The sequence below is a fragment of the Pseudomonas sp. PDM05 genome (assembly GCF_014851685.1).
Taxonomy (GTDB): domain Bacteria; phylum Pseudomonadota; class Gammaproteobacteria; order Pseudomonadales; family Pseudomonadaceae; genus Aquipseudomonas.
This window is the reverse complement of record NZ_JACVAC010000016.1, coordinates 70,129-89,402: the sequence shown is the minus strand read 5'-3', so window position 1 is coordinate 89,402 and position 19,274 is coordinate 70,129. Positions and strand designations below refer to the sequence as shown.

Annotated in this window: 20 protein-coding genes and 1 pseudogene; 2 read left to right on the top strand and 19 right to left on the bottom strand. The window is 62.4% G+C overall.

The window, feature by feature from the left end:
- The 5 genes from araH to IB241_RS24170 all read right to left on the bottom strand — a co-directional run bounded on the left by araH (position 1) and on the right by IB241_RS24170 (position 4,973).
- The gene (gene araH / locus IB241_RS24190) at positions 1-966 is read right to left on the bottom strand and encodes an L-arabinose ABC transporter permease AraH (RefSeq protein WP_192300696.1); all 966 of its coding nucleotides are present in this window, start codon (positions 964-966) and stop codon (positions 1-3) included.
- Between the two features lie 16 nt (positions 967-982).
- Positions 983-2,482 (bottom strand): L-arabinose ABC transporter ATP-binding protein AraG, encoded by a 1,500-nt coding sequence (gene araG, locus IB241_RS24185; RefSeq protein ID WP_192300695.1) that lies wholly within the window; start codon positions 2,480-2,482, stop codon positions 983-985.
- A complete protein-coding gene (locus IB241_RS24180) occupies positions 2,479-3,459 on the bottom strand; it encodes a substrate-binding domain-containing protein (RefSeq protein WP_192300694.1) in 981 nt (326 codons plus the stop codon). Before IB241_RS24180 ends, araG begins: the two co-directional genes overlap by 4 nt.
- A 32-nt stretch (positions 3,460-3,491) precedes the next feature.
- The gene (locus IB241_RS24175; protein ID WP_192300693.1) at positions 3,492-4,313 is read right to left on the bottom strand and encodes an SDR family oxidoreductase; all 822 of its coding nucleotides are present in this window, start codon (positions 4,311-4,313) and stop codon (positions 3,492-3,494) included.
- A gap of 180 nt (positions 4,314-4,493) precedes the next feature.
- Entirely contained in the window at positions 4,494-4,973 is a 480-nt protein-coding gene (locus IB241_RS24170) for a GNAT family N-acetyltransferase (RefSeq protein ID WP_010208407.1), read from the bottom strand.
- A gap of 94 nt (positions 4,974-5,067) precedes the next feature.
- On the opposite strand from IB241_RS24170, the pseudogene IB241_RS24165 reads away from it, so the two are divergent.
- Positions 5,068-5,364: pseudogene (locus tag IB241_RS24165) on the top strand (MFS transporter); the annotation flags it as partial.
- 34 nt (positions 5,365-5,398) lie between these two features.
- A complete protein-coding gene (locus tag IB241_RS24160) occupies positions 5,399-5,731 on the top strand; it encodes a hypothetical protein (RefSeq protein ID WP_192300692.1) in 333 nt (110 codons plus the stop codon).
- Between the two features lie 62 nt (positions 5,732-5,793).
- Here the strand turns inward: IB241_RS24160 and IB241_RS24155 are convergent, their stop codons facing one another.
- The 14 genes from IB241_RS24155 to fabF form a co-directional block, all read right to left on the bottom strand.
- Positions 5,794-6,699: a PfkB family carbohydrate kinase gene (locus tag IB241_RS24155; protein WP_192300691.1), complete on the bottom strand. Its 906-nt coding sequence runs from the start codon at positions 6,697-6,699 to the stop codon at positions 5,794-5,796.
- A complete protein-coding gene (locus IB241_RS24150; protein ID WP_192300690.1) occupies positions 6,692-8,158 on the bottom strand; it encodes a purine-cytosine permease family protein in 1,467 nt (488 codons plus the stop codon). The genes IB241_RS24155 and IB241_RS24150 overlap by 8 nt, the downstream gene beginning before the upstream one ends.
- Positions 8,159-8,247: 89 nt before the next feature.
- A complete protein-coding gene (locus IB241_RS24145; RefSeq protein ID WP_192300689.1) occupies positions 8,248-9,249 on the bottom strand; it encodes an ADP-ribosylglycohydrolase family protein in 1,002 nt (333 codons plus the stop codon).
- Positions 9,246-9,959 carry a GntR family transcriptional regulator gene (locus IB241_RS24140; RefSeq protein WP_192300688.1) on the bottom strand — a complete coding sequence of 238 codons (714 nt, stop codon included), beginning with the start codon at positions 9,957-9,959 and terminating at the stop codon, positions 9,246-9,248. The genes IB241_RS24145 and IB241_RS24140 overlap by 4 nt, the downstream gene beginning before the upstream one ends.
- Before the next feature lie 70 nt (positions 9,960-10,029).
- Positions 10,030-10,590, bottom strand: coding sequence for a DUF1285 domain-containing protein (locus IB241_RS24135; protein WP_192300687.1), 561 nt, complete (start codon positions 10,588-10,590; stop codon positions 10,030-10,032).
- Positions 10,591-10,606: 16 nt separating this feature from the next.
- Positions 10,607-11,212, bottom strand: a complete 606-nt coding sequence (locus IB241_RS24130) for a DUF4823 domain-containing protein (RefSeq protein WP_192300686.1) — start codon at positions 11,210-11,212, stop codon at positions 10,607-10,609.
- 218 nt (positions 11,213-11,430) lie between these two features.
- Positions 11,431-12,399 (bottom strand): GTP 3',8-cyclase MoaA, encoded by a 969-nt coding sequence (locus tag IB241_RS24125; RefSeq protein WP_192300685.1) that lies wholly within the window; start codon positions 12,397-12,399, stop codon positions 11,431-11,433.
- A 115-nt stretch (positions 12,400-12,514) separates the two neighbouring features.
- On the bottom strand, positions 12,515-13,168 hold the full coding sequence (locus IB241_RS24120) for a TetR/AcrR family transcriptional regulator (RefSeq protein ID WP_192300684.1): 654 nt from the start codon (positions 13,166-13,168) through the stop codon (positions 12,515-12,517).
- 429 nt (positions 13,169-13,597) lie between these two features.
- The gene (locus IB241_RS24115) at positions 13,598-14,383 is read right to left on the bottom strand and encodes a TatD family hydrolase (protein WP_192300683.1); all 786 of its coding nucleotides are present in this window, start codon (positions 14,381-14,383) and stop codon (positions 13,598-13,600) included.
- A gap of 64 nt (positions 14,384-14,447) precedes the next feature.
- Entirely contained in the window at positions 14,448-15,437 is a 990-nt protein-coding gene (locus IB241_RS24110; RefSeq protein WP_192300682.1) for a DNA polymerase III subunit delta', read from the bottom strand.
- Positions 15,430-16,062, bottom strand: a complete 633-nt coding sequence (tmk, locus tag IB241_RS24105; protein WP_192300681.1) for a dTMP kinase — start codon at positions 16,060-16,062, stop codon at positions 15,430-15,432. The genes IB241_RS24110 and tmk overlap by 8 nt, the downstream gene beginning before the upstream one ends.
- A 19-nt stretch (positions 16,063-16,081) precedes the next feature.
- Entirely contained in the window at positions 16,082-17,182 is a 1,101-nt protein-coding gene (gene mltG, locus IB241_RS24100) for an endolytic transglycosylase MltG (protein WP_192300680.1), read from the bottom strand.
- Between the two features lies 1 nt (position 17,183).
- Positions 17,184-17,999 carry an aminodeoxychorismate lyase gene (pabC, locus tag IB241_RS24095; protein WP_192300679.1) on the bottom strand — a complete coding sequence of 272 codons (816 nt, stop codon included), beginning with the start codon at positions 17,997-17,999 and terminating at the stop codon, positions 17,184-17,186.
- Complete coding sequence (gene fabF, locus IB241_RS24090; RefSeq protein ID WP_192300678.1) at positions 17,999-19,243, bottom strand: beta-ketoacyl-ACP synthase II; 1,245 nt, start codon at positions 19,241-19,243, stop codon at positions 17,999-18,001. Before fabF ends, pabC begins: the two co-directional genes overlap by 1 nt.
- Between the last annotated feature and the right edge of the window lie 31 nt (positions 19,244-19,274).

Sequence of the window (19,274 nt, the reverse complement as noted above, 5' to 3'; positions counted from 1 at the left end):
TTAACGTTGTTTCATGCGGTCGATGATGACGGCCAACAACAGGATCGAACCACGGATCACGTACTGGTAGAAGGTATCGATGTTCTTCAGGTTCATCGCATTCTCGATGATCGCCAGGATCAACACCCCCGCGATCACATGCCGGATCATGCCGATCCCGCCGCTCAACGACACCCCACCCAGCACGCACGCCGAAATCACCGTCAGCTCGAAGCCCTGGCCAATCATCGGTTGGCCCGAGGTCATGCGCGAGGCGAGGATCACCCCGGCCAACGCGCCCACCAAGCCGTGTACGGCAAAGATGATGATCTTGGTGCGGTCCACATTCACCCCGGCCAGCAGCGCCGCTTCCTGGTTGCCGCCAATGGCCATGGTGTTGCGCCCGTAGGTGGTGTAGTTGAGCAGCCAGCCAAAGAACACAAAACACAGCACGGTGATGATGATCGGCACCGGCACACCCAGCAGTTGGCCGTTGCCGAACACGAAGAAACGTTCATCCATCACCCCCACCGCCTTGCCGTTGGAGAAGATGTAGGCCAGGCCGCGCACGATCTGCATGGTCGCCAGCGTCGCAATCAACGCATTGATGCGCAGCTTGGCAATCACGATGCCGTTGATCAGCCCCACCACCAGGCCCATCGCCAACGCGGCCGACACGCCGAGCACCACGCTGTCGGTGTCGCGGATCACGATGCCGGCCACCACGCCGGCGCAGGCGATCACCGAGCCCACCGACAGGTCGAAATGCCCCGACGCCAGGCAGAACAACATGGTGCAGGCGGCGATGCCCACCGTGGAAATCGCCAGGCCCAGCCCGCGCATGTTCAGCGGCGAAAGGAAGTTGTCGATAAACAACGCACTGAGCACAAAGATGCCCAGTGCCGCGAGCAACATCACCCAGTCATCGAGGAACTTGCGCTGGTTGAAACCCGGCCAGAAGCCCTTTGCAGTTTTTACCTCGGACATACTCACCTCGAATTCATCAAGCCCGCGAACGCGGGAGAGCCAGTTGCAACAGCCGTGCTTCGTCCGCTTCGGCGCGGGTCAATTCGCCGGTCAAGGCGCCTTCACTCATCACCAGGATGCGGTCGCTGATGCCCATCACTTCCATCAAATCGCTGGACACCACGATCACCGCAATTCCGCTTGCTGCCAGGGTATGGATGATCTGGTAGATCTCCGACTTGGCGCCGATATCGATACCGCGGGTGGGTTCGTCGAGCAGCAGCACCTTCATCGGCATCGACAGCCAGCGGCCGAGAATGGCCTTCTGCTGGTTGCCGCCGGAGAGGTACATGATCTTCTGCTCGGCATTCGGCGTCTTGACCTTCATCGCCTTGATCTGGTGCTCGGCGTTGCCCTTTTCCCAGCCGTCACGCAACAACCAGCCGAACGCCGAATGGGCGCCACGGGCACTGATGTTGATGTTCTCGGCGACGCTGGACAGCGGGATGATGCCTTCCTTTTTACGGTCTTCGGGGCACAGCAGCACCCCGGCGGCGATGGCATCGCGCGGTGAGCGCAGTTGCAGCGGCGCGCCGCACAGCTCCAGGCGACCGGCGCTGGTGCGCTCTAAACCGCTGAGCAGACGGAACAGTTCGGTGCGCCCTGCCCCGACCAGGCCGAACAGGCCGAGAATCTCGCCCTTGCGCACGTCAAAGCTGATCGGTTCACGCAAGCCGGGGCCTTGTAAACCGTCGACCTTCAACGCCACTTCGCCGTGGTCACGCGGGCGGTAATCGTAGATGTCCTGGATGTCGCGCCCGACCATGCACGTCACCAACTGGTCATGGGTCAGCGCGCTCATGTCATCGAAGGTGCGTACGAAGCGGCCGTCCTTGAACACCGTCACCGCGTTGCAGATGCGGAACACTTCTTCCATGCGGTGCGACACGTAGAGCACCACTTTGCCCTCGTCGCGCAGACGCGTGATGATCGCCATCAAGCGGTCGATCTCCCGCGCCGACAGGCTGCTGGTGGGCTCGTCAAACGCGATCACATGGGCGCCACGGGACAGCGCCTTGGCGATTTCCACCAGTTGGCGCTGGCCCAGGGACAGCCGGCCAAGCTTTTCGGCCGGGTCGATTTCATCCGCCAGGCCCTTGAGGCAAGCGAGGGCCTGCTGGCGCAGCAAGCCCCGATTGACCACGCCGAACCGCGACGGCAAATGCCCGAGGAACAGGTTTTCGGCGACGGTCATTTCCGGCACCAGGTGCAGCTCCTGGTGGATCACCGCCACGCCGTTGGCGATGCTGTCGGCGGCGCATTTGAAGGCCATGACCTGCTCGCCGATCTGCACTGTGCCGCTGCTTGGGATGTAGGCGCCGCCAAGGATTTTCAGCAGCGTCGACTTGCCCGCGCCGTTCTCGCCCATCAGCGCGTGTACCGCGTGCGGCCGCGCTTCAAAGCTGATCTGCGCCAAGGCCTTGACCCCGGGAAACTCCTTGCCGATGCCATTGAAACGCAGGGCCGCGCCGCTCATTTCCACAGACCGATTTTGGTCAGTTCTGCCTGGAAATTTTCGCGGGTGATCAGCGTTACTTCGTCCATCGCCGTGTACTTCGCCGGTTCCTTGCCGGTGGTGACCCACTCATACATCGCCAGCGCCGTGTTGTAGCCCTCGATATGCGGGCTCGGCAGCATCGAACCGAAGAAACCACTGTCAGGCTTTTTCAGCTCGCCGATGGCGTCGGTGCCATTGATACCGATGCCGATCACGTTGGCCGCCTTGAAGCCGGCGCTTTCGGTGGCGCGCACGCCGCCAAGCACGGTGTTGTCGTTCATGCCGCCGATGATCAGGTTTTTCGCGCCACTGGGCAGCTTGACCAGGGCCGAGTTGGTCGCGTCCATGCTGCCCGGCACGTCGAGGGTTTTCAGGGCGGCGGTGAGGATGTGGTCCTTGGGAAGGCCGGCTTCTTCCAGGGATTTGATCGAGCCGTCGGTGCGTTTTTTACCGGTGTCGAGTTCGTTATAGGTGTTGATCACCGCGTAGGTGTCCTTCCAGTCCCAACCGCGCTTTTTCGCTTCGCCAGCCATGGCCGCGCCTTGTTTCTGGCCGACTTCGAAAGCGGCCATGCCCAGGTACGGCACGTCCTCCATGAAGTTGCCCTTGGCATCGACGAAACGATCATCCACCGCCATGACTTTCAAGCCATTGGCCTTGGCCTTGGCCACGATCGCCGGGCCGAGGGACACATCCGGCGGGCAGATCACAAAGCCCTTGGCGCCGTTGGCCGCGAGGCTGTCGATGGCCGAAAGGGTTTTCTCGCCATCGGGCACGGCGATCTTGATCACGGTAAACCCATGGTCCTTGCCGGCTTTTTCGGCGAAGGCCCATTCGGTCTGGAACCACGGTTCCTCAGCCTGCTTGACCAGAAAGCCGATCTTCACTTCTTCAGCCGAAACAACGCCGCTGAACGCGACGGCGAGCGCCAGGGTGCCGAGTGTCTTCTTCAACATGAACCACCTCCTTCTTGTTATTGGAGAACGCTTTAGTCGTGGTACATCACAGACCGCCCGCCATCGATCATCAGGCAGGTGGCATTGATAAAGGGCGCCTCGTCGGTCGCCAGAAACAGCGCGGTCATCGCGACTTCCACCGGCTGGCCGATGCGCTTGGGCGGGTGCAGGTCGAAGGCGCGCTGGCGCTCGGCGTGGGGGTCGGGGAAACCGTTCCAGTAGTCGACGTTGAGCTGAGTCTCGATATAGCCCGGCGCGATGGCATTCACGCGGATGCCCTTGGGCGCGTATTCGATGCCAAGGGCGCGGGTCAGGCCAAGCAGGCCGTGCTTGGCCACGGGATAGGGAAAGCAGCCGGGGATGATGTGGCTGGAATGGGTGGAGGCGATATTGATGATGTTGCCGATGCCCTGCTCGATCATATGCGGCAGCACCGCACGGCAGCCGAACCAGGCGCCGTCGAGGTCGATGGCGAAGCAGCGGCGCCAGTCTTCGTCGCTCATTTGCAGCGGGTCGCGGAACACGTTGACCCCGGCGCAGTTGACCAGCACGTCCACACGGCCAAAACGCTCGATGGTCAGGTTGACCAGCGCTTGCCATTGCTCTTTTGAGGTGATGTCGACGGGTTGGGCGTGGATTGCAGCGCCGCGTTCGCGCCAGTGGGCGGCAACGGCTTGGACTTTTTCAGCCTGGATGTCAGCGATGACCAGGCGCGCCTGCTGGGCCTGGAAGCACGCGACGATGGCCTCGCCGATGCCTTGGGCGGCGCCGGTGATGATCACCACCTTGTCTTTGAGCCGCTCGCCGTAGGTTGGCTCGGGCACGGCGGGGAGGGACAACGGTTGTGCCTGCATCGCTTCACCTGTTTTATTTTTGGTAGTGAGTGCTGATGCCGTCGACTATAAACCTATCTTTTGAAATATCTCAATATATAAATTTGCATCCCACATACTGAGCAAATGCGCAAAAAAAGTGGGAGCCGGCTTATATGGGAGCTCCCACATTTGAACTTCAGTGCTTTCTAAAAAGTGATCTCAGCCCAAGGCAAAGTCGCGCAACGCATCGCCTTCCATGCGGTAGCGCACCCACTCTTCCTGGGGCTGCGCGCCGATGGATTTGTAGAAGGCGATCGCCGGCTCGTTCCAGTCCAGCACGCTCCATTCGAAGCGCCCGCAACCGTTGTCAAAGGCGATCTTCGCCAGGTGGCGCAGCAACTTCTTGCCCGCACCGCCGCCGCGTTGTTCCGGGTTGATGTAGAGGTCTTCGAGGTACAGGCAGTTGCTGCCCAGCCACGTGGAGTAGCTGAAAAAGAACACCGCGAAACCAATCGGCAAGCCGTCGCGCAAACAGATCAGGCCATGGGCGGTGGCGCCCTCACTGAACAGGCTGCGCTCGATGTCCACGACACTGGCGATCACTTCATGCCGGGCCTTTTCGTACTCGGCCAGTTCGGTGATGAAAGTCAGGATCTGCGCAGCATCGCTGGGCACCGCGGGGCGAATCTCGATGGTCATGGTCGAGCCTTGGGCAATTTCAAAGCACACATACTAAGGGGGATTCATGACTGATTGCAGTGCATTTTCATCGCTGCTGTTACTCCGTCGGCAGCTAACGCTGGGGGTGGGTTACGGCCTGACGTATTCGGTGATCAACGGGTTGGTGGCCAACGAAGCACCGCCGGGCAGCACCTCCCAGGCGTTGCTGTTGTTCAGCCTGGCGTACTTTATCGGGGTGTTCGGGTTTCCGTTGCTGGCGGGCAAGATCATCGTCGAACACGGCATGCCCACGCTGTTGTTGAGTGTGACGGCGGTGGCGGCGCTCAATTGGCTGATCAGCGTTGTTCGGCTGGTACTGCGCCGTTCGTCGCCATCCAGGCACCAACCAGCCTTGCGGGCGGACCAATAGAGGGTAAGGACAATAACTCTATGGAGATTCCCTCATGAAGCATTCCAAGTTGGCTGCCCTCGCCTTTGCAGGCCTGTTGTCGTCGGTTTCGCTGAGCGGTTTTGCGGCCACCTCCTCCACCGGCACGAGCACCCCTGACGCGACCACCGAGTCCCAGAAATCCATGGGCACGGGGCTGCAAATCAACAATGGGGCGGTGATCGAAAACTCCAACGGCGCCGACCCGCACACCAAGGGGCACGACGCGGAACGCCAGGCGCCAACTGCGGTGGGCAATGGCAAGATGGGCCCCTCGGTGAACGAGCCGACGATCAACAAAGGCGATGATTCCAACCTGCCGGGCGCGCCGAAACAGCCTGCGCCGTAGAAAGCATGTTCCGAAACCCAATGTGGCAGGGGGCTTGCCTCCTGCCACATTTTTGCCGCGGTTCAGCGCGCCAATAGCGCGTCGACCTCGGCGGTGCCAGGAGAAGTGGCCGGGCCCCAGCGCGTCACGGCCAAGGCTGCCGCAGCGTTCGCACGGCGCGCCGCCTGGGCGGGTGCGAGGCCATTGGCCAAGCCTGCGATAAACACCCCAGCATGGGCATCGCCCGCACCGTTGCTGTCCACCGCCGTCACCTTGAAGCCCGGCACCTGTTCGCCATTCACCCAGCAGCCATTCGGGCCATCGCGCACCACCCGCAATGCGCCCTCGGGCAGATACCGTTGCAAGGCGCTCAAGGCCTGCGCCAACGTAGCCGCACCAGTAAATGCCAACACCTCCGGACCATTGCTGGTCCAGATGTCGATACGCGGCAGCAACGCTGCCATCAGCGCCGACTCCGGCGCCTTGACCAGCGGGCCCGGATCGAACACCAGGGTGATCTCACGCGGCAGCGCCAACAGCCAATCGAGCAACGCCTGGGCCTTGCCTTCGAGCAACAGGCTGTAACCGCTGACATAGACATAATCGTCCGCCTGCGGGACAACCCGCGCCAAATCCTCGGCCGTCAACTCGCCCTCGGCACCAAGATGGGAAATAAACGTGCGCTCGGTCGTAGCCTCGGTCAGGGACACACACAAGCCCGTGTCTTTATCGGGGCTGGCGGCCTGGGCCATCTCGACACCTTCGGCCTGCATCGCCGCGCGGGCCAAGTCACCAAAGCGCCCGTTGCCGTGGCGCCCGAGATACACCACCGGCAAGCCGTTGCGCCGTGCCGCCGCCATCACGTTGAAACCACCGCCGGCTTCGAAACTGGCGGATTGTGCCAACACGTCACCGCCAGTCGCGGGCAAGGTTTCCAGGGCCATGACCAGATCGACAATGACCTGGCCGGTGTGCAGCAATCTAGACATGACGACGCTCGACTAACGCCGGGCGACGGTCGGATGCGCCGCCCAGTACGGCATAAATCCCGCCGGCCACCAGGAAGGTGACGATCCAGCCCAGGCCGTTGTGGCCCAGCCAGGAGTCGGACAAAGGCCCGGCGAACCAGATGTTTTCGGCGGTGGTGCCGATGGTGGTAAAGCTGAAACCCAGCACGATCGCCACGGCCCAGGCGCCAAACGCGCGCCATTCCACGCCGCCGCGGTACCAATAGGCACTGCTCGGGCTGACGTCCAGCAGGTCGTTGGCGCTGTAGTGGTGACGGTGGATCAGGTCGACCACGAAGATCCCGACCCACGCGGTGATCGGTACCGCCAACAGCGAAATGAAGGTGATGAACGGGCCGTAGAAGCTGTCGGCGATCAGCATGAAGTAGATCGAGCCGGCGAAGATCGCCACGATGTCGACGATCACTGCGTGCACGCGCTTGACCTTCAAGCCGAGGGTCAAGGTGGTGAGGCCCGCCGAGTACACCGACAGGTTGTTCGACAGCAGCAGCCCGCCGAACGCGGTGATCAGGTACGGCACGGCCATCCAGGTCGGCAGCATGTCGCGGATCGCGATGATCGGGTCGGTGGCCGAGGCCAGGTCGTTGTTGCCCACCGAGAGCAGGCCGCCGAGGGTGATCAGCAGCACCAGCGGGATGCCCGCGCCAAACGCGGCCGAGGCCACCAGGCGCACGGCCTTGACGCTGCGGTGCTGGTAACGCGACATGTCGGCGCCGGCATTGGCCCAGCCGATCCCCGTGCCGGCGGCCATGGTGCCGACGCCGATGATCATCGCACTCAGCGGCGCCGGCGTCGCGTTGAACACCGCGCTCCAGTCGATGGTGGCGCAGAGGAAGCCGCCCACCAGGATATTCAGGGCGCCGAACACGTAGGTCGCCCACTTCTGGATCACCAGCAAGGTGGCGTGACCGAGGCCGGATACCGACAGGGTCAGCAGCACGAAGATGGCGATGAATACTAGCGTCAGAACCGGTGCGCTTTTCGCCTCGACCGGCGAGCCAAACAGGATCGAGCACAACGACAGCAGCACGAACGCGGCTGTGGTGGTGTTCACGGTTTCCCAGCCCAGGCGCGACATCAGCGAGACCAGCGTCGGGCCGATGTTGCCGCGCACGCCGAAGATCGCCCGGGACAAGGTCAGGCTCGGCGCACGGCCACGTCGACCGGCGATGGAGATGATGCCCACCACCGCGAACGAACCGGCCGCGCCGAGGATCGCGACGATGATTGCCTGCCAGATGGCCAGGCCGCGAAACGCCACCAGCGTCGCCCCCAGCGGCAGGCCGAGGATGCTGATATTGGCGGCGAACCAGACCCAGAACAGTTGCAGCGGATGGCCGTTGCACTCGCTTTCCGGAACCGGTTCGATACCACGTGTTTCCAATTGCCCGGCGCTTTGGCCGCTAGGGGTGCTACTCATGAAGGATGCTCCTGGTGCCTGTCTTATTGTGGTTGTGGCAAGTGTTCCATGCAGTCGATCAAGTGTGGGAGCGGGTGGATCTGTGCCAGTCAGCGCAGGGCGAGTAGTGCCTGGACCAGTGGCTGCAAGTCCAGACCATTGACCCGCCTGACCTGCTCGACCATCGCCTGTGGCCAGCACTGCATGCCCAGGCAGGCACCCAGCATGGCGCCGAGAATCGCGGCGATGGTATCGGTGTCGCCGCCCAGGCTGGCAGCCAGGCACAAGGCTTCAAACGCGCTCATGTCGCCCACCGCCACTTGCTGCGCAAGGGCGAACGAGACCACGACCGACTCCTGGGATGCGACGGAGGTGCCGATCAATTCGTAGAGCAAATCGGCAAACAGCGCTTTGTCGCCACTGCCGACACTCAGGGTGCGCGCCCAACTGATGCGGGTGGACATGCGTCCTCCGGCAATCCAGTGACCATGGCTTTGCGCCTGCTGGGCGATCTGGGTGCCGATGTTCAGTGCTTCGCCCAAATCCACGCCGTTGATCCCGGCCGAGACCACCGCCGCCACCGCCGCCGCGCTGGAGATGCCCAGGCTGGTGTTGTGGGTGACCTGGCACGCCTGGATCACAGCCTGGATAAACCGCGCCGGATCGCTGACATCAGCGGCGATACCGACCGGGGTGATGCGCATCGCGGCACCGTTGGTGGTGCCGTAACGCCCGGACTCCTGCGGGGTGTGGCCGGCGAGGATCATGTCGATCGCACGTTTGGTCGATGGGCCGAGCAAGTCCTGGGAACCCTTGGCGCGCATCAGCGCTTCCCACGCGATCAAGCGCTTGGCCAGCACGCTCGGCTCGATGGTGCCTCGGCCTTCGACGAGCAGCTCGCCGACCAGAATCGCCTGCTCGGTGTCATCGGTGATGGAACCGGCGGGCATGTTCGGTGCGATGGGCTGGTTGGCGTCGGCATCTTCCAGGGTGGTGATCGCACCGAAGCGTGCGCGCACCTGTTCGCGGCTCAGGGACTGGGTGGGCATGCCCAGGGCATCGCCCAAGGCCAGGCCGTAGAAGGCGCCGAGCGCGCGGTTGAGCGGGGTCATTTCGGGTTTCCAAATTGCAGATGCAGGCGAAAGTGCAGCGGGTCGAGCAAGCTTTCAACGTATTCCATAAAGCGCTCGCGACGGTCATAGGTGGTGCGCGAGGCCTTGAGAAACACGCTGCCGCTGGGGCGACCGAGCAGCTCGGCGTCGCTGTCACTGAGGGGCTCGGCGCCGATCCATTGGTCACCTTCGGCGCCGACAAAGCCGTAGGCTGCCAAGGTGATGGTCAGGGAGTTTTCGATCAGGCCAACATCCGGCAGGCTCTCCAGGCCACCGGAAGCCGGCATCAGCGAACGTTCCAGGGACACGGCGGTACCGTCTGACGTGCGCCGGCGGCGGTCGAGAGCAATGAATTGCTCGGTGCCGAAGCGGCTGAACAGGTCCGGGCGGCTCACGGCCTCGAACCGCAGGACGTCGGTGCTCACCTGCGCCCCGGTGTCCGCCAGGGCTTGTGCCCAGCCGCTGCGCTGGTCGAGCATCATGCCGTCAAAGGTAACGATGGAGCCGACGCCGCTCTGGGTCGCAATGTAATGACGTCGCTTGAGCTCGGCCAGCGCCTCGCGCAGGGTGCCCCGGCTGACGGCAAACTCTTCGGCCAGTTGATGCTCACCCGGGAGCAGGAAACCGTCGGCCATCACCCCACCCTCGATACGGCGGATGAGCTCGTCGACGACGCGTTTTTTCTTATCAAATCGAACATGTCTAATCATGTACAAATTCATACCCGAAAGCGCCCGCTGTCAGCAAGCGAATTATTTTAGGAGGATGAAAAAGCCAGCCTCAGGGTTCCAGGCCAATCCTGAAGAATTCCCCGCCACTCCATACGCCCAGCCAGTTCTGACCGTTGATCGGACGGCTGACCGCCAGTTCGACCAATTGGTAGAACACATTGCGATGCACGAGGGCTTCGAGGTTGGTGCGCACCCGCAGATAGGGTGACGGTTCCTGGGTGACTGGGTCAATGACCACCCGCAGCGGGTGCTCGAGGCCGGCATCGATCTGCTCGTCGACATTGGTGGTAAAGCGCAGCACCTGGCTTTCGCCCTGCCCTTCGACGTCAAGTGTCAGCGCAACGAACGGCGCATCATCGACGCGGATGCCGACTTTTTCCACGGGAGTGATCAGAAAGTACTCATCGCCATCGCGGCGGATGATATTGGAGAACAGCTTGACCATCGGCTTACGCCCGATCGGCGTGCCCTGGTAGAACCAGGTGCCGTCGCGGGCGATGCGCATGTCGATATGGCCGCAGAACTCCGGGTTCCATAGGTGCACTGGCGCCGGTCCCTTGCCCTTGGGCAGTTGGGCCAACAGATCATTGGCCTTGGCGGAATCGGTCATGGGCTGCTCCTGTGTCTTATTGATCGCTCATGCCCAGCAGGCTGCGGGCGTACTGCGCCAGGGGGCGGGCGATCAGATCCTGGGGTCGGTTGTCGTGGAACGTCAGTAAACCGCCACGGCTGCGAATCCGCACAGTATCAATCAAATACTGGGTGCTGGTCTCGATCAACATCACCTGGATCACACCGCTGTCGAGGCCGACGCGATCGAGGGCTTCCTGGTCGGCCCATTCATCGGCGTTGCCGATGCGGTCATCGGCTGCCGCGAAACGGCAATACAGCAGGTAGTGGGCCCCCGCGCCGCGCGCTTCAGTCATTGCCTGCTCGAGACCTTCCGGCTGACGGGCGCGACGGACCATGGGGAAGTACTCGACGAACCCGTTGAAGGCTTCTTCGGCCACCACGTTGGGACGCGGGTAGGCACTGCCCGGCGGCACAAATGCGCCTTGAGCGATAAAGACAAAGGAGTCCGGTTGCAGGCGGATCGAGTTGGTACGGCGGGTGTCGCTGTGGTCGAGCAACCCGGCGTCACTCATCTGATAGCGAGTGCCTTCGGCCATATCGCTGACGGTCATGCAACCACTCAGCGCCAACGACGCCAGCAACAAAACCAGACTACGCATCCTAATCCTCCAGAAGCCGGTGACGGAAAACCGGCGAATGGGCGTGAGATGCAGAATCCGCGCCATTCACAGACGACACAAATCAAATGTGGGAGCGGGCTTGTGTGGGAGCGGGCTTGCTCGCGAATGCGGTGTGTCAGTCAGCACATCTGTTTCTGATACACCGCATTCGCGAGCAAGCCCGCTCCCACAGGGGAATGTGGCGGAAGAATATCGGGTCAGCCGCCAATGATCTTCATGATGGTGGCCCCGCCCGAGAACGCCACTTCCTGCTTATCGCCCAAGGCCTTCATCAACAGCCCTTGCAGCGCCGGCAGCGCCTGATGGCGCGGCTTGTCCAGCAGGTCGCCGACATAGTGACGGTTGCTCGACGACAGACAGCCATGCAACCAACCCGTGGACGACAGGCGCAGCCGCGAACAGGTGCGGCAGAACGGCACGCTTTCGTTGGCGATCACGCCGAAGTAGCCCTTGCCGGGGATTTCATAACGCACAGCGGTGGCGTCCACCGGAGCGTTGGCTTGCAGGTATTCGTATTGTTCGCCGATCAGGCTGAGCAGCTGTTGCAGGCTGACGAATTGCTGCAGGAATGCATTGGAATCCTTGGCCAGGTGGCCCATGCGCATCAACTCGATAAAACGCAGCTCGTAACCACGCTCCAGGCAGTAGTCGAGCAGTGGCATCACCTGATCCAGGTTCTGGCCGCGCAACGGCACCATGTTGACCTTGATCTTGATCCCGGCGGCGCGGGCCTGGTCCATACCGTCGAGCACGCTGGCCAGGTCGCCGCCACGGGCGATGCTGCGGAAGGCGGCGGCGTCCAGGGTGTCGAGGGAGACGTTGATGCGCTTGATCCCGGCCTCCACCAGCAACGGCAGTTTGCGCGCCAGCAGTTGGCCGTTGGTGGTCAGGCTGATGTCACTCAGGCCCAGCTGCCCCACCGCGCCCATGAAGGCTTCCAGTTTGGGACTGACCAGCGGCTCACCGCCGGTGATGCGCAGGCGCTCGATGCCCGCCGCTTCGATCAGGTACTCGACACCCCGCGCCATGGCCTCGGCCGAGAGTTCGTCCTGGGCAGCCACCAACCGCTTGCCATTGGGCACGCAGTAGGTACACGCATAATTGCAGGCTGAGGTCAGGCTGATCCGCAAATTGCGAAAACGCCTGCCTTGACGATCAACGATCATGGATCACTCCGGCAGAGGATGATTCGGGCGCGCTAAAAGCTGACTTAAAAATCAGCTTTTAGCAAGAGTCCTTGCCTGAGTATATTCCTGGGGTACTACGCGTGGCAGCAAATCATTAGCTGGCGGGCGTTTCAGCGGGCGGCAGTTCGGTGCTGTGCTTGCGCTTGTTGCCCATGCGCACGCCGATGTCCATCAGGAACTGGAAGAAACCTTCCTGATCTTCCAACACATTGCTCCAGAATGGCGAGTGGTACAGCGCCACGGCACCATGCACCAACGCCCAGGCGGCGCAGTAGTGGAAATACGGCGGTACGTCTTCAAGCTTGCCTTCGCTGATGCGGCCCTTGATCAACAGGGTCAGGCGTTCGAAGTTCGAGGCGCGGATCTTGTGCAGTTCCTCGACCATTTCCGGCACCTGATGGCCCTTGACCACCTTTTCTTCCAGGCGGTCGAACAGGCGATAACGCTGCGGGTCGCGCATGCGGAACTCGAAGTAGGCGCGGGACAGGGCTTCCTTGTCCTTGTCCACATCGGCCGAATGCAGCAGCTCGTTCAAGTCGCGCTCGTAATCGAGCATCAGGCGCAGGTAGATCTCGGCCTTGGACTTGAAGTGCTTGTAGATCGTGCCTTTGCCGATACCCACGGCATCCGCGATCATCTCGACGGTGACGCTGTCTTCACCTTGTTCGAGGAACAGCTTGAGCGCGGTGTCGAGAATTTCCTGCTCACGGCGGCGAAACTCACGGACCTTACGGGGTTCTTTGTGCATGAGGAAGAGGTCTGCAAAGGTGACTATGGGGAGGGTTGCGCAGGGCCACGCAGACGCGGCGATACGATTTACCCGGTGCGAGGGATTATCCCGACTGAACGGTCGTTGGGCAACGCCTATGTGAACCCGTCATGCACTTTAGTTTCAGCGCGCCAACGTTTTCACCGCTCCCAGTCAGAAATAACACGCACAAACTGCGCCTGTGCACCCGCGCGATGAGAACTCAAGCGAAGCGCGTGTATTCCAAATCTGTTTAAAAATCGACCAGTCACGACTGGACTGAATCAGATACTGATCAATACTTGAACTGTCGGCGTGACATCTCCCCCAAGTGACGCGCCGACCCTGGGTACCGACGGACTGCGTGCCCTGTTTTACTCCTAATGGTCTTAACCCGGATTCACCCCCCAGAACCCGGGTTTTTTTTGCCTACGATTTGACGTGGGCCAACGGGAACAGACGCTTGAAGTTCTGCGTGGTCTGCTCGGCAAAACGCTCGTAGGACTCGCCGCGCAACATCGCCAGGTAATCCGCCACATCCCGCACGTACTCCGGCAGGTTCGGCTTGCCGCGATGGGGGATGGGCGCCAGGTACGGCGAGTCGGTCTCCACCAGCAGGCGATCGGCCGGCACTTGGCGCGCCACATCGCGAAGGGCGTCGGCGTTGCGGAAGGTGACGATACCCGACAGGGAAATGTAGAAACCCAGGTCCAGGGCCGCCTTGGCCATGTCCCAGTCTTCGGTGAAGCAATGCAGCACACCGGCCTGGGGCAACGCGGCTTCGCGCAGCAGGGCCAGGGTGTCGGCGCGGGCGCCACGGGTGTGGACGATCACCGGCTTGCCGGTCTGCTGGGCGGCCTGCAAGTGCAGGCGGAAGGAGGCCTGCTGCAATTCGGCAGCCTCGGGTTCGTAGTGGTAATCCAGGCCGGTTTCGCCGATCGCCACCACACGCGGGTGATTGAGTTCGCCCAGCAACCAGTCGAGGGCCGGGGCTTCGCCGGGCTTGAGGTCCAGCGGGTGGATCCCCACCGAGCAGTCCACATCCACATAACGCTCGGCCAGGGCTTTGACGTCGGCCGCGTTTTCAGCGCTGACGCCGATGCACAGGAAGTGCCCTACCCCACACTGGCGCGCGGCTTCGAGGGCGGCATCAAGGGAGCCGCCGTGCTGGGCGAGGTCAAGGCGATCTAGGTGGCAATGGGAATCTACGAGCATGGGCAATTACAACTTGAGTCGCGAAAAAGGGTCTGGCCGACGATACACCGGTCGGCCACGGAAATTAACGGCGGCCGAGCAAACCGACCCACTGCACCAGCAGCGCTTCGAGCAACAGCACGCGGTTGAGGTTGGCTTTGCCGAGCACCTTCTGGCGCTGGGCAAGAATCCAGTCCTGAATGTTGAGCACCTTGTCCTGAGCGCTTTTCTGCGCCAGGTACTGCACGACTTTGCGCATGTCCGGCAGGCCCAGGCCGTTTTCGTCCTGGGTCAACTGATAGCGCAGGATCAGGCTCGACCAGTCGCAAAACCAGTCGAACAGCAGCAACAGCGGAATATCCTTCCAGGCCGTCTCGGCCAACTGGGTGGCGGACAGTTCCTGCTTGAGCAGTTTCTTCACCCCATCCACCACCAGCGCACGTTGTTCACGTACGCCTTGGGCCTGCAATTTCACCGCAGCCAGCGGCGAACCGGCGGCCAGGGTCAGCAATTCGCCACGCTCTTCTGCGCTGCACTCCGGCAACGCCTGGGCCAGCCACTCGAGGCTCATGGCCTCGCTCGGCAACGGGCAGGCCTGCTGTACACAGCGGCTGCGGATAGTCGGCAGCAAACGACTGGACTGGTGGCTCACCAGCAGCAACACCGTATCGCCGGACGGCTCTTCCAGGCTCTTGAGCAGGGCGTTGGCGGCATTGATGTTCATCGCCTCCACCGGCTCGATCAACACGACTTTGCGCCCGCCCATCTGCGCGGTCTGCACCACGAAGCTGACGAGATCGCGCACCTGATCGACCTTGATCGCCTTGTCGGCTTCTTCAGGTTCCAGCAGGTAGTTATCCGGATGGCTGCCGGCCTTGAGCAACAGGCAGGATTTGCACTCGCCACACGCCTCCAGATTGACCGGGCGCTGGCACAACAGGCTGGCCATCAGACGCTCGGCAAGCGCGCGCTTGCCGATGCCAATCGGCCCGTGCAACAGGTAAGCGTGGGCGTGCTGGGCACGGCCGGCCAACTGTTGCCAGAGGCTGGCCTGCCACGGGTAGGCTTCAGCCACGGGCGCGCTCCAGCAACGTGGGCAGCAAGGCATCGATGGCGTGCTGCACCTGGGCCAAGGGTTGGGCAGCGTCCAGCAGGTAGTAGCGTGCCGGCTCGGCCTTGGCACGCGCGAGAAACGCGCTGCGCACCGCGTCGAAGAATGCACGGCCTTCCAGCTCGAAGCGATCCAGGCGACCACGGGCACTGGCGCGGGCCAGGCCGACTTCCACCGGCAGGTCGAATACCAGGGTCAGGTCGGGACGCAGATCGCCTTGCACGAAGGTTTCCAAGGTGGCGATACGCGCCAGGGACAAACCGCGGCCGCCGCCCTGGTAGGCGTAGGTGGAATCGGTGAAGCGGTCGCAGATCACGACGGCACCGCGGGCCAGCGCCGGGCGGATCACTTCAGCCAGATGCTGGGCGCGGGCGGCGAACACCAGCAGCAGTTCGGTATCCGGATTCATCGGCTCGTCACCCGGGGCCAGCAGCACTTCGCGGATGCGCTCGGCCAGCGGCGTGCCACCGGGCTCACGGGTCAACACCACCTCGACGCCATCAGCGCGCAAGCGCTCGGCCAGGTAATCGCGGTTGGTGCTTTTGCCGGCGCCTTCAGGGCCTTCCAGGGTAATAAACAAGCCAGTCACGGGCAGTCCTTAGTCAGAGTCATTGCGGGCTTTGCGGTTCGGCAGGCGCATCGGCCGGTGGTGTTGCGTCTTCTGCCGGCTTTGCCGCAGGCGCCGGGCTGGAGCGGTAATCGGCGCGGCGCTTGAGCTGGAACTCGCGCACGGCGGCATTATGCGCATCCAGGTCATCGGAGAAAATATGGCTGCCATCGCCACGGGCGACAAAATACAGGCTGCTGCCCGGCACCGGGTTCAGCGCGGCATGGATCGCTTCGCGGCCGACCATGGCGATGGGCGTCGGCGGCAGGCCGGCAATCATGTAGGTGTTGTAGGGGTTGGCTTCCTTGAGATGGGCACGGGTCAACTTGCCGTTGTAGCGCTCCCCCAGGCCATAGATCACCGTCGGGTCGGTCTGCAGCAGCATGCCGATCTTCATCCGGCGCACAAACACCCCGGCAATCTGGCCGCGCTCCTCCGGCACGCCGGTCTCCTTCTCCACCAGCGAAGCCATGATCAGCGCCTGGTAGGGCTCGGTATACGGCACATCGGCAGCCCGCTTGCTCCACTCCTGGGCGAGGACATCGTCCAGGCGGTTGTAGGCTTTTTTCAGGAACTCGACGTCAGTCATGCCGCGTACGAAGCGGTAGGTGTCGGGGAAGAAGCGCCCTTCCGGAAACACGCCGGGGTGGCCAAGCTTGTCCATCACTTCGCTGTCGGTGAGGCCTGACAGGGTTTGCACGATCTTTTCATGCTTGGCCAGGGCCGAGCGTACTTGGCGGAAGTTCCAGCCCTCCACCAGAGTCAGGCTGTATTGCACCACTTCGCCACGCTGCCACAGGCCGATCAAACCTTGTGCGGTCATGCCGGGGGTCATGCGGTATTCGCCGCTGTGCAGGGGCTGGCCGTCGAGATTGAAACGCCAGTAAAGACGCAACCAGAAGGCGCCGTCGAGCACGCCGTCGGCTTCGAGGCGATTGAAGGTGCCGGTAGGCGTCGCCCCGGCCGGTACGTCGAGCAGCTGCTCCTGGGTCAGGTTCAGGGGCTGCTTGAGGGCAGCGTCGTATTTCCAGGCGCCATAGCCCAACAGCAAAGCCGCCGAGAACAGACCAACCAGCAGCAGTACAACCAGTTTTCGTATCAACTCAAATATCCAATAGCGCGCGAACAATGCCTTGCAGTTTACGGGTGAGCGGCCCAACCGACCAGCTCATCGCAGCGCAGGCACGCACCGGCCAGATGCCATAAACGCTGTTGCAAACGAAGACTTCATCGGCCTGCTGCAACTGTTCGATGCTGATGTCGGCCACGGCCACCGGGATGCCCAGGGTTTGCGCCTGGGCCAGAATCTCGGCGCGCATCACGCCGGCAACGCCGCAACGGGTCAGATCGGCGGTTAATAACAAGCCGTTGCGCACCAGGAACAGGTTGCTGAATACGCCTTCAATGACCCGCCCGGACGTATCCAGCATCAAGCCTTCGGCGTGCTCGGCATCCTGCCATTCGGCGCGGGCGATCACTTGTTCCAGGCGGTTGAGGTGTTTGAGGCCGGCAAGCAGAGGCTGCTCGGCCAAGCGGGTGGCGCACGGAAACAGGCGGATGCCGTCGCTTCCATGAGCCGGGGGATAGGTAGCGGGCGGACTGCCCTGCAAGATACGGCGCAGCGGCGCGCCGGGGTTGAGGCCATAACCTCTCAGGCTGTCGCCACGGGTGAGGATCAACTTGAGAACACCGTCGCCGAGGGCGGCGGCATAGGCCTGCACTTCGCTGCGAATCACACTGTGATCCGCGGCGAGAGCGAGGCGCCTGCAACCGTCTTCAAGACGCTGCAGGTGGCGGTCGAGCAGCACAGGCTGCCCGGCCTTGACGGCGATGGTCTCGAATAGCCCATCGCCATACGCCAGGCCGCGATCTTTCAGAGGCACGCTGTCCGCTGGCTGACCGTCGACCCAGCTGTCCATCACTCGGCGAACCGGCGGAACACCAGGGAACCGTTGGTGCCACCAAAGCCGAACGAGTTGGAGATCGTCACGTCGATCGGCATCGGTTGCGGTTCATGCGGCACGAAGTTCAGATCGCAGCCCTCGTCCGGCTCATCCAGGTTGATGGTCGGCGGAGCGACCTGATCCTTGATGGCCATCACACTGAAAATCGCCTCGACCGCGCCCGCCGCACCCAACAGGTGACCGGTCATGGACTTGGTGGAACTGACCGCCAGCTTGTAGGCGTGTTCGCCGAACACCGACTTGATGGCCTCGGCTTCCGCCAGGTCGCCGGTCGGGGTCGAGGTGCCGTGGGCATTGATGTACTGCACCTGGTCCGCATTGATCTTCGCGTCGCGCAGGGCGTTGGTGATGCAACGTGCAGCACCGGCACCGTCGGACGGTGGCGAAGTCATGTGGTAGGCGTCGCCGCTCATGCCAAAGCCGATCAGCTCGGCGTAGATGGTGGCGCCACGCGCCTTGGCGTGTTCCAACTCTTCCAGCACCAGGGCGCCGGCACCGTCGGACAGCACGAAACCGTCACGGCCCTTGTCCCACGGACGGCTGGCACGAGTCGGCTCGTCGTTGCGGGTCGACAGCGCACGGGACGCGCCAAAGCCGCCCATGCCAAGGCCGCAGGCAGCCATTTCAGCGCCGCCGGCGATCATCACGTCAGCTTCGTCGTAGGCGATGTTGCGCGCCGCCATACCGATGCAATGCGTACCGGTAGTGCACGCGGTGGCGATGGCGTAGTTAGGTCCCTGTGCGCCCAAGTGGATGGACAGGAAGCCGGAAATCATATTGATGATCGAGCCCGGCACGAAGAACGGTGAAATTCGACGGGGGCCAGTATCGTGCAGGATGCGGCTGGTTTCTTCGATATTGGTCAGACCACCAATACCCGAACCCATGGCCACGCCGATGCGATCACGGTTGGCGTCGGTAACTTCCAGGCCGGCATTACGCACTGCCTGAAAACCGGCAGCCAGGCCGTATTGAATGAACAGGTCGAGTTTGCGGGACTCTTTGATCGAGAGATATTCCTCGACATTGAAACCCTTTACCGAGCCGCCAAAACGGGTGGAATAGGCAGAAAGGTCCGTATGTTCAATCAGACCAATACCACTGCGGCCAGCCAGAATGCCCTGCCAACTGCTCGGCACATCCGTACCCAGTGGCGACAACATACCCATACCGGTGACTACGACGCGTCTACGCGACACAGCACTCTCCTTTTTCTAATGACGACACTTT